Here is a 14,437-nt window from a genome sequence, read left to right on the forward strand (position 1 = left end):
TATGTGATTATGTAATTAATATAGCATCTGGTTGTCTTCATGGATGTACATTTTGTTATGTTCCCTCAACTCCAGCAATTAGAACCAAACAAAAGGAATTACAAGAAAAGGGAATTAGTAATCCTCAGATGGATTGGGGAAAATATTTATTAGTCCGAGAAAATATACCTCAGCAATTAGAAGAAAAGTTAAATCGTAAGAAAAAATGGCGCGAAACACCAGAAGGTAAAGGAGTCGTTTTATTATGTTCTGGAACTGACCCATATCAAAATTCTCAAACAGCAAAAATTACTCGTCAAACTGTCGAAATATTATCTAAAAATAAGAGAAGAGTAAGAATTTTAACTCGTAGTCCTTTATGGGTAAAAGATTTAGATATTCTGAATCAGCCTAATATTACAGTTGGCATGAGTTTACCATTTTTTAATGATGAACTTAGTCTCAAAATTGAACCAAAATCACCTCCGCCTTCTAAACGTTATGAAGCTCTACAAAAAGGTCATCAAGCAGGATGCAGATTGTATGTAGCTATGGCTCCCACTCCTCCGATAATGACATTAGATGATTTTAAAATGAATTTAGAACAAATTATGAAAATTGAGCCAGAAGTAATATTTTGGGAACCTATTAATGCTCGTGGAAGTAATGGTAAACGTATGATAGCAGCAGGTTTAGAATTTGCTAGTTCAATTATGACTAAAAAATCGTGGGCAGAAAATTTTATTAAACAATGGGCAGAGGTGGAAGAAGCAGCTAAAAGTATTGGATGTTTAGATAAGCTTCATATTTGGCCAGACCCAGAATTAAAAGGTTATGTAGCAGCAGAAAAATTAAATCATTGGTTATATATGCCAACGGTAGAAAAATGGCAGGAGGAAACAGTTTCTTATAAAATAAAAAAACACTGAAACAACATACAAAAAATAGCTATTTAATAAGTTTTAGCCTAAATATACTTTTTTCACACTTGGAAAAATTACAAGTTACTACTCATCTTATTCCTGATTTTATTAGAGAAAATTAATGATAGATTTATCCGAAAATCAATTAGCAGGATTACCTTTAACTAATCTGCCTGAATTTGACATAAATAATAATCAAAATATTGTATCTAGTTCAGAAATATTACCCCCAGAATTAGAAGTACAAGAACTTGGAACACCGCCGACTGATTTATCCATAAATAATGACCCTCTGACAGGTATTAGTTTTATCGAAAATGCAGGACAAATTAACAATACTGAAGTTAAGTATTTAGCAAAAGCAAATAACTATGATTTATTATTTGCTCCAGATGAAATTATCTTTGCTGCAGCTCAAGACATAGAAGGTCAAACTACCTCAGATGTAGTGAAATTAAATTTCCAAAATGCTAATCCCGAACCTATTATTAAACCTTTAAATCAACTGCCCGGAGTTGCCAACTTTTTCCAAGGTAATAACTCTGATGATTCATACGATTCATATACAAATATTCCAACTTATGCCACTATTGAATATGAAAATTTATATCCTGGTATTGACCTAATATATAGTAGTATCGACGGCAACCTAAAAAGTGATTTTATTGTTTCTCCCAACATCGACACTTCTCAAATTATTCTTAACTACAGTGGGATAGAAGAAATTAATATTCTTGCTGACGGTACTTTATCTATAGATACTGAATTTGGGGAATTAACTGAAGCACCCCCAATTGCTTATCAAGAAATAAATGGTCAGCAAATTGAAGTTGAAGTCGCCTATCAACTCCTCGAAAATAATCAAGTAGGATTCGACATTGGAGAATATAACAGAGACTATGAATTAATTATCGACCCCACCGTAGAATATTCCACATTAATCGGCGGAAATGGTTTTGATCGTGGTAATGGCATTGCTGTAGATGTTGCCGGAAATGTTTATATAACTGGAGATACTACCTCCGTTGATTTTCCCACAATAAATGCAATTCAATCAGACTTTAATGGTGGGGGAGTTGTATTTAATAACGATGCTTTTGTCACTAAGCTCGACCAAGATGGAACTGTTCTTTGGTCTACTTATTTTGGGGGAAGTAACGATGAATTTGGCACAGATATTGCTGTAGATATAGCAGGCGGAGTTTACGTTACAGGTAATACTAATTCCCTAGATTTCCTAACAGTTAATGCCTTCCAAACTACTTATGGTGGAGGTAGTTTTAACGGCGATGCTTTTGTGACAAAACTTTCTAGTTTAGGTAACAGCGTACAATATTCTACTTACCTTGGTGGTCGAGACGAAGATATTAGTAGAGGTATTGCCGTAGATAATAATGGCAATGCTTTTGTAACTGGAAGTACCGGTGGTTTTTCCCCATTTCCCGCAGAACCAATTCCAGGTTTTGCCGACTTTCCTACTACAGAAGATGCCTTTCAAACCGAAACTACTAATAATTTGAATCGCGATGCTTTTGTAACTAAATTATCCAGAAATGGCAAAACATTAGAATATTCTACTTTATTAGGTGGCATAGATTTTGATTCAGCAATTGATATTGAAGTTGATAATAATAGTAATGCTTATATAACAGGTTCAACTAGGTCTTTTGACTTCCCACTTGAGAACCCACTGCAAAATTTTTATGGCGGAGATAGCGATATTTTTATTACTAAATTAAATCCCGAAGGTAGCAACTTACTTTTCTCAACTTTTTATGGTCGGGGCGATGGTGATTCAGGTAGTGGTATTGCCATAGATTTAGCTGAAAATATTTATGTTTCTGGTACAACAGGAACTCGTATTCTTGAGGGAGATATTGCTACTTCTCCTGTGGGAGACTTTCCTGCTTTGAGTGGATTTCAAAATTTCTTTGGAGGCGGTAGTAGTGATGCTATTGTGATGAAAATTAATCGGAATGGTAGTTTGGGATATGCGAGTTTTTTAGGTGGAAATAATAGTGAATTTGCTAATGATATTGCTGTGGATAATTTGGGTAATGCTTATGTGACTGGTAGTACTGCTTCTGTGAATTTTCCGATTATTAATGAGTTTCAAGAAGGGGTTGGTTTGGGATTACCAGATGATGTTTTTGTGAGTAAAGTTTCTAGTAGTGGATTGTTTTTAGATTTTTCTGCAACTATTGGTGGTGTGGGAAATGAATCTGGAAATGGTATTGTTATAGACCCTGCTCAGAATACTTATGTAGTTGGTTTTTCTGATTCTATAGATTTTCCGGTTATTGATGCTTTGAATAATTTTGGTTTAGAATCTAATGCTTTTGTAGCTAAGATTGTTTCAGATGTTACGCCACCTGAAATTTTCCAGAATTTTATTCAGTATTTGACGGAACAACAAATTAATCCCATAGAAATCTATTTTGATGAAGAATTTTATTTAGAAAATAACGTTGATGTAGCCAGATTTGTGCAAAATGGTTTGTTTACAAATGGTTTAGACCACTTTATTAATCGAGGTCAATTTCAAGGGCGCAACCCCAGTCTTTTATTTGATGAAACTACTTATTTAACTGAAAATCCAGGGGTAGCAGAAGCAGTGGATAATAATGTTTTTAATAGTGGCTTCGATCATTTTATTAATGTTGGTTTTTTTGAAGGACGCGATGAAAGAGCTACTGCATTTGATGAACGATTTTATCTAGCTTCTAATCCTGGTGTAGCTTTAGCAGTAGAAAATGGTGTTTTTAATACTGGGTTTGAACATTTTATATTGTTTGGTGAAGCTGAAGGGCGATCGGGGAATAAGTCATGAAGTCAAAAGTTAAAAGTTAAAATTTAGAAGTTAAAATTCAGGAGTCAGGAGTCGTATGGGAATAGATTTAATACCAGTTTTCAGGTCGTAAATTCTCTTTTTTGCAAAAGGGCATTTTCTACAAAATCTTTTTATTGCACTTATTATTCGTAACATTCTTTTTTCAAATTGGTATTATTCGGTAAGTCACAATTGTAAGAAAACCTTCTACCTTCCTGACATGATATGATAGCTTGAATCGGCCTGCGTCTAATACTTAATACTGAGGCTAAAGGTAAGTTTAAAAATGAAAATTCTTTTAGGTTGTAGCACATTTTTAGCAGTGTTATTTGCTCTTTTTGTTATCTACGCAGGTTTAAATTATTCGGAATTTTGCTTCGCGGAGATGCGTTATTTAAGTGATGAGGATAAATTTAAAAAGGTGTTTGAAAGAGCAAGTAAGGGAGATACTATTTTCATCAATGAGGGGCAAAATCATGAAAATGAGGGGCAACGTTACGAAAAAATAAAATACGAAAGCTTTGAACAGTTTATGGAGAGTAACCCCGACTGCTGCACTATCCGTCCTTCTCTCGATGCCGATCGTAAGGCTAACTTTTGGCCACGCATTACAGGTTTTCATAGTGGAGAAGTTACAGTTATGAATTATACCGTTTATTATCTGGATGAAAATGGCGAACGAAGATCGCGGGAATTAAAAGGTGAAATTATTCAGCAAAATTGTGGACAATACTGGTATGTTAAAGAGCCATCTTCTTGAAGCGTAATCTCAACTTACAAGCCTCATACAATAGCAAATATTTCAACTAAGTTCAAAAGCAAACAAAAACTTTCTTTCTTTAGATCTTTCTTTTCCTTCTGCCCTCTGCCTTCTGCCTTTAAAATCATCATGCAATATCCACAAATTCAACCACATTTTCGCATCGAAATTATTGAACCTAAGCATGTTTACCTCTTAGGAGAAAATTCCACTCACGCCCTCACTGGAGAATTTTATTGTCACCTAATTCCTTTATTAGACGGTCAACATAACTTTGAAGAAATTTGTCAAACTTTAGTAGAAATAGCAGACTCAGAGCAAATTCAATATGTTCTCGATCGCCTCCACAGCAAAGGTTATTTAACCGAAGCAACTCCCCAACTCCCCCAACCAGTAGCTGCATTTTGGTCATTACTCAATGTCGAACCACAACTCGCCTCCGAATATCTCCAGCAAATCTCAGTTTATGTCGCCTCAGTGGGAGAAACAACCACAGATTTATTAATCGAAAGTTTGACAGCAGTAGGCATAAAAACCAAGCTTTGGGAAAATTATCCACTAACATCAGACCAAAACGCACTATTAGTTGTCCTCACCGATGACTACCTACAACCACAACTTGCAACAATTAATGAAACTGCAGTCTGCGCTCATCAACCTTGGTTACTGGCAAAACCCGTGGGAGGGTTACTGTGGTTGGGGCCAATATTTGAGCCAGAAGATACCGGATGTTGGGAATGTTTAGCTCAACGTTTGCGCGGTCATCGGGAAGTTGAAGCTGCCGTTTTGCGACAGAAACAGAAATCTCTTTCGACAAAAAAATCTAGTGCGAGTAAAAGAGAAGTTTCTGGATGTCTGCCTACTTCTTTTGCTTTTCTACCTTCAACTATGGCAACTGCTATCAATCTAATAACTACTGAAGTTGCCAAATGGATAGTACAAAGATGTGGGGTGGAAATGCCTAACTTTACTACTCTTGCTGGGAAAGTAATTACCTTTAACCAGACAAACCTGATAACAGAAACTCATATTTTGAGTAAACGTCCTCAATGTCAAGCTTGCGGCGATCCTAAATTACTCAAAGACACGGCATTTTATCCTCTGACTCTCACCAGTCGCCAAAAACATTTTACCTCTGATGGCGGTCATCGTGCTTTCACTCCCGACCAAACAACGAAACGCTACGAACAACTAATTAGCCCTATTACTGGAATTGTCAGTGCTTTGATACGAACCTCTGACCCAAATAATCCTCTCATTCATACCTACAATGCTATTCATAGTTTCGGTAGTGCCAAAACTCTCAGTGCTTTACGTCGTTCCCTTAGTCATAAAAGTGGGGGGAAAGGCAAGAGCGATCGCCAAGCCAAAGCTAGTGGTTTTTGTGAAGCGATCGAACGTTATTCGGGAATATTCCAAGGAGACGAACCCAGGAAAAAATCCACTTTAGCTGAATTGGGAGAGCAAGCTATTCACCCAGAAAAAATTTTGCACTTCAGTGCGACTCAGTACGCAAACCGCAAAAAATTGAATGCTAATAGTAAAGTAGACCGCGATCGGATTCCCCAACCTTTTGATGCCAGCAAAAAAATAGATTGGACTCCAGTATGGTCACTTACAGAAGATACTCGTAAATATTTGCCTACTGCTTGGTGTTATTATGCTTATAACTTGCCCACAAACCATAATTTCTGTATAGCTGATTCTAATGGAAACGCTGCGGGTAATACCATAGAAGAAGCAATTTTGCAAGGATTTATGGAATTAGTAGAGCGCGATAGTGTCGCAATTTGGTGGTACAATCGCCTCAAGCGTCCATCAGTAGATTTAGCCAGTTTTGACGACCCCTATTTATTGGCAGTGCAAGAATTTTATCAACAAAATCATCGCGAGTTATGGGTTTTGGATTTAACAACAGATTTAGGAATACCAGTTTTTAGCGCAGTTTCGCGTCGAGTTGATGGGGAGGATGAGCGAATTATTACAGGTTTTGGAGCGCATTTTGACCCAAAAATTGCGATGCTGCGAGCGGTAACAGAAGTGAATCAGATTAATTTGGGAATCGATGAGGAAGATATTAGTCAAATTGAAGAAGGGGTACAGGAATGGATGACTACAGCAACTATAGAAAGTCAGCCTTATTTAGCTCCCCACCCAGAAATACCAGCCAAAGTTTATCAAGATTATCCTCTGCTTTGGAGTGATGACATTTATGAGGATGTTTTGACTTGTGTGAAAATTGCTCAAGCAGCAGGCATGGAAACTTTGGTTTTGGATCAGACTCGCCCAGATATTGAGCTAAATGTGGTAAAGGTTATTGTGCCTGGGTTACGCCATTTTTGGCCGAGGTTTGGAGGGGGTAGGTTGTATGATGTGCCTGTGAAAATGGGCTGGTTGCCTGAAGCATTGCCGGAAGAGCAGATGAATTTAATGCCGATAATGTTTTAATATAGCAGGGAATAGGCAACAGGGAACAGGGAACAGGGAACAGTAGGAAAAACATTGCTCTTGATATCGATTTTATGAAGAGTTTTCAGGTATCGTATCAAGTCTCATTAATCAGCCATAATACCACTTCTCAAAAACTTTTCTACATTTTGTTGAGCAGGGAACCCACCCCTAACCCCTCCCAGGAGGAAAAATAGTGGAGTAGGGGGAGTGGGGGAAAATAAAACATAAGAATAATAAATATTAAATTAGCTAAAATTAGCATAAAAGTGATTCGGATTCTGCTAATTAGTTAATAACTGAAGTATTGCGTAAGTATAGCACTAATGCATGGGAATTGGTATAATAAATCAGCTATCTTTAGTCATCTTTAGATGACTTCTGCTGTGAGCCTAGAAATTTATTTCTTGGCGGATAACAAAACCACACTTTTTATGCCCCCTGTTGCCTGCCCACAGCGCTATACCTGATGGCTCGCCCAGCCAAGCTTGACAGTAGCGATTTGGAAGCCTAAAATGCAAGCAGATTGAGCTAAAAATACACAGAGGAATAACTATGATGGCCAAGAAAAATCTGATGCCACAACAACAGAAGCCTGTGATTCGCTTGAATATTGAAAAATCTATAGAGGGACTTGAAGAAGAAAACCTGACTACTGGTTTCGCTTCCAGGGAGGGAATAGCCCCACAAGGTTCCAGGAGGAATCGGCCTTACAGATGTTCCTATGACGGTAACGCAGAATAATCCTGCTCCATCACAATCAGAGCCAAGGATTTCAATCCTTGGCTAATAGCTTAAGTCATCTGAAGATGACTCTTGAGGAGTCTGCCATATTTATTATATTGTGGTTAATCAGTGCAACTTGATATTAAAGGCCAAAGAAGGTACTTCTATATAGTTCCCGTTCCCTGTTCCCTATTCTCTTTGAAAAAAACAAAACGCTCATGCTGCTATATTTGAGCAACAGAGCGATCGCTTGAATAAATAATTTTACTATGTGGTCGATTAAGGATTAACTTCACTCTCACCTACGGTAGAAGCAGGAGTATCACCAACAGCATTCTGTGATGGTTGTATCAGTTGCTGCTGTTTATTGCGAAACTGTGTCGCTGCATCATTAAGACTGTCACGTTGTTCGAGCATATACTCTTTCATATTCCGGTTATTTCCCAGTCTAGAGTTATGAATAATGTCGAACATATTCAACCCACCGGAACCACTGAAAGGATCGGGGTTATCTATGGTTTGCAAATCCTTTAGAGGATTAACCGTATCAGTTTCATAAGATTGGGCAAAAGATGCTTGAGGTAGGAATATAGTTATTATTCCTGTGGTTAAGGTGCTGAAAATGATTTTTGTCAAAAGTTGAGTAGACATAGGTCATATCGTAGTTCTTTTAGGAAACTTTAGATATATAGCATACAACTTTTTTGGTTTGTTTGAAGAAGAGAGCTAATTTGACGATAGTGGTATAAGGTGCGTTGCAATGCACCCTATATTTATATTTAATTTACGCACAAACGCTATTTGTAGGGTGTGTTAGCGGTATAATAACGCACAAGACCCTATATCTATTGTCAGTGCCTAAGTCCTAAATATAATTTGTATTTACCTACTTAATTAAATCAACTTAAGCAAAACGACGACGTAATAAAGGTTGAATTGCTACTAAAGTCACTACATCAAAGACTAACAGTACCAACAATGCTGTACCAAAAGAAATATTAGCAAAAGGTGTTTCCATGATAATACTACCAATAGACCAGTCACTATGTAGATACAAATAGCGAATAGGCTCGATCGCATAAGTCAAAGGATTTAAACTTGCAACTACCTGTAACCAATTAGGCATAAAAGATAGAGGTGCTAGAGCAGTACTGGCAAACAGTAAAGGTAAGTTAGTGACAAAAATAACCGCCAAAAGTTCAATGTGACCAGGCAAAGCAAAGGCCAGACCCAAACTTAAACCAGTTACGCCCACAACCAACATTAGGACAATCAGGGCAATGGTAGCTAATCCTAATATATCAGGTAATCCAGCACCCAAAAATGCACCAGCACCGATGATTATTGCTGACTGAATAAAACTCAGGGTGACAATAAAGGTAGCTGAAGCTATGACAATAGAAAAACGAGATGTTAATGGAGCAACCAGTAGGCGGTTGAGAAAGCCAAATTCTCGGTCAAACATGACTGGCAAACCAGCATTCAGGGCTCCAGCAAAAGCGGTAAAGACAATAATACCAGCACCGAGAAATTGTCCATAATTTTGACTTTCACCAAATAACCCTTGAGGTACATTTTGGAAAAGTGCCCCAAATAGAATTAACCACATCAGGGGTTGGATAACTCCAGCTACTAATGTCGAAGGGCGTCGTTTTAGTTGGATAAATAATCGACGGGTTAATGCTAGGGTTTCTTGGAAGAAATCTCCTACTACAGAACCGGAGGTTAAAGGTGTCGCTTTAGTGTCAGACAACTGACTAATATTTGGTTGGGAAGGAGTAATAGTACCACTCATATTAGATTTTAGATATTATTAGTGCAGAATGTATAGACAAAAGATAATACGGCAATGTAAAAGTTAAAGACTTTTAACTTATTATTAATATTTCTCCACTGTATGCCAATGACTTTTGCCCAATATACTCGTAATTCTAACACTGCTATTTAGAAATGGCAGAATAGGGGAAAAGTGGAGAGAATGATTAAAAAATAATGTAGGTTGGGTTAAGCGCTAGCGTAACCCAACAAACCCTACACAGAGACAACAAGAGTTGTTGGGTTTATCCTAACGGATAAGCTGGCGCTAACGTTCCTCATAGCGGAAAAGTGGTAAGAATTATTAAAAAATAATGTAGGTTGGGTTAAGCGATAGCGTAACTCAACAAAGCCTACACAGAGACAACAAGAGTTGTTGGGTTTCGTTCCTCAACCCAACCTACAAGGTTCCAATTTTTTATATGTTCTTAATTTGGATTTTGCCACCCTTCCACAATGGCAACTCCCACATTAACATAAGGATTATCTAATAATTCTTTCAGAGCTTCTTTGCCTCCCGCTTGCAATGCTCCGACAAAACGTTGACGGTTATTCGGCGGAATACAGGCGGTGACAAATGCTTCTTTTTCTGCATCGGTGGCATCGGGATTATTTGATTCCAACTGTTTCAATAATTTTTGAATTTCATCAGCAGCTTCGGCGAGGGTTTGTTTTTCTTGGGAAGCATAGTTATTTTGGGTTCCTATAACCTGACTGCCACCTTCAGCATTCTCGACCACGTTACCACTACTTTCACTTTGCCCTTCAACTATATTACGAAGAGCGGCTTCTCTCAGGTCATATTTTGCTCTGTAAGAATCATTCATTTTTTCATTCCTCATATTAGGGTTAAATTCAGTATTAGGATTAGTTTCAATATTAGGGTTAACTTCAATATTTATATTATTATTTTTCTCAACAATCAGCAATTTAATAATTTCCACTAGATTCAAATTCTCTCCATTTTTAGATAATTCCGACCGAGAATTTAATCGTTGAATAAATTGGTCGCTCACAACATGGTCTTTGGTTTCCGCTGCATTTATTAATAATTTCTCTCGTAATAACAGTGCTTCGTTATAGGGTAACAAAGTTGCTAATAATAGATAAACTCCTCGAAATCTGGGGTCATTAATATGTTGTTCTAATTTTTGATTCCCCTCACCAAGAAATGTCTGGACGATAAAATATTCTTGAATTTTATCATGGCGGAAATACCATTGGGAACCTGAATTACCTTCTACATGGCGTTGACGGCGCAAAACCATTTTGTAGTTTTCCATGCAATTTAGCTCTTTTTTCCACTCTGACGGAATATTAATTTCATCGTTGAGGCGCATTTGATATGCTGTTTCGGCAAATTCTGTTAGGGGAAAGGAATCAAAATTAATCTGCTCGTATGCTGCTGCCATAACACTATACTGCTGTTGTTGCAGGTTGAGCAAGTCAGGGTTTTTCCCCTGGGCGAGAATTTGCGCCACAATAGTTAAATCCATGGGATTCGATAATAACCGACGTACTGCTTTGCGCTCTTCCTCTGACTGTTTGTTTGAATTGAAGGTTTTTTCTAGGTATTCTTCGCAAGCTTCCTCATACTCAGACTGGGAAATTGATGTTTCTGCGGATGGGGTAAACTGACGAGTCTGGAGAAACTGTCGAATTTGCTGACGTTTTAATGGTTGGAGAATATAGGTTTTGGTGGCCGAGGGTGGAATCCAATCTAGGGGTTGTGTTGCTAGGAGAATATGACCCCGGAAATGACGCTCGACGAAATAACTAATTTTAGTGCGGGTGTCGGGGGTGACTTCATTGAGACCGTCAATACAAATTTCTAGGGCGTTATTGTAGATGAGATTTTCTAGGAATTTGCGGTCTGTTTGAGAAATGGGGACTTTTGCTTGGATGGCAGCGATCGCTCCTTGGGCACATTTGCTGGCGGGTAGGTAAACTACTAAATTTTTGCAGGTTTTCGCCCAGTAGCGCAGAAACATGGATTTGCCCAGACCTGATTCTCCTTCCAGGATAATGGGAGATTGCACTTTGGCAATGGCGGTTTTGATGGGTTGGAGGTTGTGGGTATTTTTGAGGCAAACATTGGAGTCGGGAAAATAATCTTGAGGGTTGAAACTGTCGAGGTTAGCATCTGCGATGAGGAGGGGTTGGAAAGGGGATAGGAGTAGGCGGCGGAGGAATGGTATCCAGGTGAGTAATAAACCGACGTAACCAAGTCCGGCAATTCTGCGAATCAGGGGATGCCAGAATAGGGTTTGAATTTCGCGAGATTTGGGATAGAAGGAGAGGAGGATGAGCCAAATGATGGCGTGAAGGAGTAGAAACTTCCAGATGTAGGAGAACCATTGTATTCCTTTTAATATCTTAATTTTTGTGTTGATGGAATCAGCATGAGTAGAGTTGGCATCTTTTAAATTTTTGTAGTGGGTGGTGAGGAAGTTAATGTCTTGGGGTTGCCATTCGACGCGATCGACTACTTGGGCAATTTGTGTTTCTAATTCTGGGCGTAATTCATCTAGGGTTTCGGTTGCTTGCCAAATTTCGGCAAATAGTTTTAAGATTTTTTTGCCTTCTTTTCGAGAGTGATCAAACTTATTGTTTTCATAGGGATATTTTTCGGGGGAACCCAACCATTGAATTAAGGTAACGGTCTTAGATTCTCCGCCACTGACAAAGTAAGTAGTAAAACGAAGTCTTGCTTCTTCATAGCTGCTTTTATGAGCTACATTCAAAATTGCTAAAATCTGCTGAATATTCAACCTTCCCATCTCGCCCATTGCTGTTGCTGCTGCTTCACGGACAGACGAATCTTCATCCTTCAACAACTGCTGCAACTGAGGAATTAATTCTTTAGCCTCTGACCCCATCTCACCTACTGCCTTTGCTGCTGTATAACGGACAAACGAATCTTCATCCCTGAACAACTGCTGCAACTGAGGAATCAATTCTTTAGCTTCTGACCCCATCTTACCCACTGCTCTTGCTACTGCTGCACGGACACCCCAATCTTCATCCCTGAACAGCTGCAGCAACTGGGGAATAAATTCTTTAGCCTCCGACCCCATCTCACCAACTGCCCATACTACTGCTGCACGGACATTTGAATTATCGTCACTCAACAATTGCTGCAACTGGGGAATCAACTCTTTAGCTTCCGACTCCATCTCACCCACTGCCCTTGCTGCTTCATAAGGAACCTCGAAAGTTCCATCTCTGAACAACTGTAGCAACTGGGGAATCAATTGTTTAGCCTCTGACCCCATCTTACCCACTGCTATTGCTGCTGCTGCACGGACACTTGAATCTTTATTCTTCAACAACTGTAGCAACTGGGGAATAAATTGTTTAGCCTCCAACCCCATCTCACCCACTGCCCTTGCTGCTGCTTTACGGACAAGGAAATTTTCATCACTGAACAACTGTAGCAACTGGGGAATAAATTGTTTAGCTTCCAACCCCATTTCACCCACTGCCTCTACTGCTGCTGCACGGACATCCGAATTTTCATCCCTCAATAACTTTTCCAACTGGGGAATAAATTGTTTAGCCTCCAACCCCATCTCACCTGCTGCTTCTGCTGCTGCGAAACGAACACGCCAATTTATATCTCTCAAAAACTGTTGCAACTGAGGAATAAATTGTTTAGCCTCCGACTCCAAGTTACCCACTGCTATTGCTGTTGCTGCACGGACACGCGAATCTTTATTCTTCAACAACTGCTGCAACTTGGGAACCAAATGTTTAGTCTCCGACCCCATCTGACCCACTGCTCTTGCTGCTACTTTACATACATCCCAATCTTCATCACTGAACAACTGCAGCAACTTGGGAATAAATTGTTTAGCCTCCGATCCTATATCATCCACTACCCATACTGCTGCTTTACGGACATCCGAATTTTCATAGCTCAACAATTTTCCAATTTGTTCTACCCGCTCTGAGGGAATTTCAACAGGAGGCTTAAGGTCATAATCAGACAATTTATCCAAAGCCACCAACCAAACATCAGGATCAGAATCATCCAACGCCGCCAACATTCCCTGGAGTTGCCAGTCTTTTGGCGGTGACTTCTCAGAAGCTCGAACATGACCCAAATTTACCACCAACAGCACCAACAACAACAGCAGCAAAAAACGCCATTTACGGAGAAAGGAGTTAAGGGGTTTCATCATCGTTAGATTGAGAGATAGAAAACAGCAGCTTATTTTAAGTCTACATATTAACATATTAAATTGAGCCAGAACAGAAAATCAAGAAATAATTTAGGTTAACTAAAATTGCTTCGTTTCACTTCATTCCAGTTGCAACAACAACAGGAAAACAGTATCCTAAATTAAATTCCAAAATAAAAACGTGAAAACAGACAGCATCTTCTATAAATTATTTCTGACAATTCCATCCAGTTTTTTTGAACTAATTGGTATTTCTGGAAATGAAGCCAAAAATTACAAATTCACTTCCCGTGAAGTCAAACAATTATCATTTCGTATGGATGGAATAATGAATAATGAATAATGAATAATTAATAATTAATAATTAATAATTATCTCTGATTTGGCTTGAGATGCTAATAACTAATAACTGATAACTGATAACTGATAACTGATAACTGAAAAGGCGAGTAGTAGTTATTTATCCTACTCGTAGTGTTGAAAGGGAAGAAGCTCACCAATTTGGAGAGATGTTGACCTTAGAAAGAGTCCAACGAATCTATTTAGATGAGTTAGCACCAATAAACTCATTAGGAGTAGAAATTGTTAAACTGGTAGTAGAACCAGAAGAAACCGCAGTCGATCTGGCTAAATCGTTAGTTGAAAAAACTCAAATTCAATTAACAGATGCAGTCAGACAAGAAAATATCATCGAATTAATAGAGACTATAATAGTCTACAAATTACCACAAAAAAGTCGGGAGGAAATTGCAGCAATGTTTAATTTAGGAGA

At 38.5% G+C, this 14,437-nt stretch carries 10 protein-coding genes; 7 read left to right on the plus strand and 3 right to left on the minus strand.

All coding sequences use genetic code 11. From position 1 onward, the window contains the following. The 5 genes from AC3DU7_RS09555 to AC3DU7_RS09575 all read left to right on the plus strand — a co-directional run. A partial coding sequence (locus AC3DU7_RS09555) for an SPL family radical SAM protein (protein WP_488039117.1) occupies window positions 1–908 on the plus strand: 908 nt, incomplete at its 5' end. 115 nt (window positions 909–1,023) lie between these two features. Further along, a complete protein-coding gene (locus AC3DU7_RS09560) occupies window positions 1,024–3,732 on the plus strand; it encodes a DUF7948 domain-containing protein (RefSeq protein WP_488039118.1) in 2,709 nt (902 codons plus the stop codon). 286 nt (window positions 3,733–4,018) lie between these two features. Further along, window positions 4,019–4,492: a hypothetical protein gene (locus AC3DU7_RS09565; RefSeq protein WP_488039119.1), complete on the plus strand. Its 474-nt coding sequence runs from the start codon at window positions 4,019–4,021 to the stop codon at window positions 4,490–4,492. Window positions 4,493–4,621: 129 nt separating this feature from the next. Next, window positions 4,622–6,940, plus strand: a complete 2,319-nt coding sequence (locus AC3DU7_RS09570; protein ID WP_488039120.1) for a TOMM precursor leader peptide-binding protein — start codon at window positions 4,622–4,624, stop codon at window positions 6,938–6,940. Window positions 6,941–7,495: 555 nt separating this feature from the next. After that, window positions 7,496–7,684 (plus strand): DUF5837 family cyanobactin class RiPP, encoded by a 189-nt coding sequence (locus AC3DU7_RS09575; protein ID WP_488039121.1) that lies wholly within the window; start codon window positions 7,496–7,498, stop codon window positions 7,682–7,684. Between the two features lie 261 nt (window positions 7,685–7,945). Here the strand turns inward: AC3DU7_RS09575 and AC3DU7_RS09580 are convergent, their stop codons facing one another. The 3 genes from AC3DU7_RS09580 to AC3DU7_RS09590 all read right to left on the minus strand — a co-directional run bounded on the left by AC3DU7_RS09580 (window position 7,946) and on the right by AC3DU7_RS09590 (window position 13,665). Next, window positions 7,946–8,317, minus strand: a complete 372-nt coding sequence (locus AC3DU7_RS09580) for a hypothetical protein (RefSeq protein ID WP_488039122.1) — start codon at window positions 8,315–8,317, stop codon at window positions 7,946–7,948. A gap of 253 nt (window positions 8,318–8,570) precedes the next feature. Then, window positions 8,571–9,461 (minus strand): ABC transporter permease, encoded by an 891-nt coding sequence (locus tag AC3DU7_RS09585; protein WP_488039123.1) that lies wholly within the window; start codon window positions 9,459–9,461, stop codon window positions 8,571–8,573. Window positions 9,462–9,909: 448 nt separating this feature from the next. Continuing rightward, window positions 9,910–13,665, minus strand: coding sequence for a sister chromatid cohesion protein PDS5 (locus AC3DU7_RS09590; RefSeq protein WP_488039124.1), 3,756 nt, complete (start codon window positions 13,663–13,665; stop codon window positions 9,910–9,912). Window positions 13,666–13,846: 181 nt separating this feature from the next. Between AC3DU7_RS09590 and AC3DU7_RS09595 the strand changes: the two genes are divergently transcribed. Together AC3DU7_RS09595 and AC3DU7_RS09600 are read left to right on the plus strand one after the other, a co-directional pair. After that, window positions 13,847–14,008 carry a DUF2887 domain-containing protein gene (locus tag AC3DU7_RS09595; protein WP_488039125.1) on the plus strand — a complete coding sequence of 54 codons (162 nt, stop codon included), beginning with the start codon at window positions 13,847–13,849 and terminating at the stop codon, window positions 14,006–14,008. Window positions 14,009–14,123: 115 nt separating this feature from the next. After that, window positions 14,124–14,437, plus strand: a 314-nt coding sequence (locus AC3DU7_RS09600; RefSeq protein ID WP_488039126.1) for a DUF2887 domain-containing protein, incomplete at its 3' end; no start/stop codon positions are given.

This window comes from Okeania sp. (assembly GCF_983059655.1).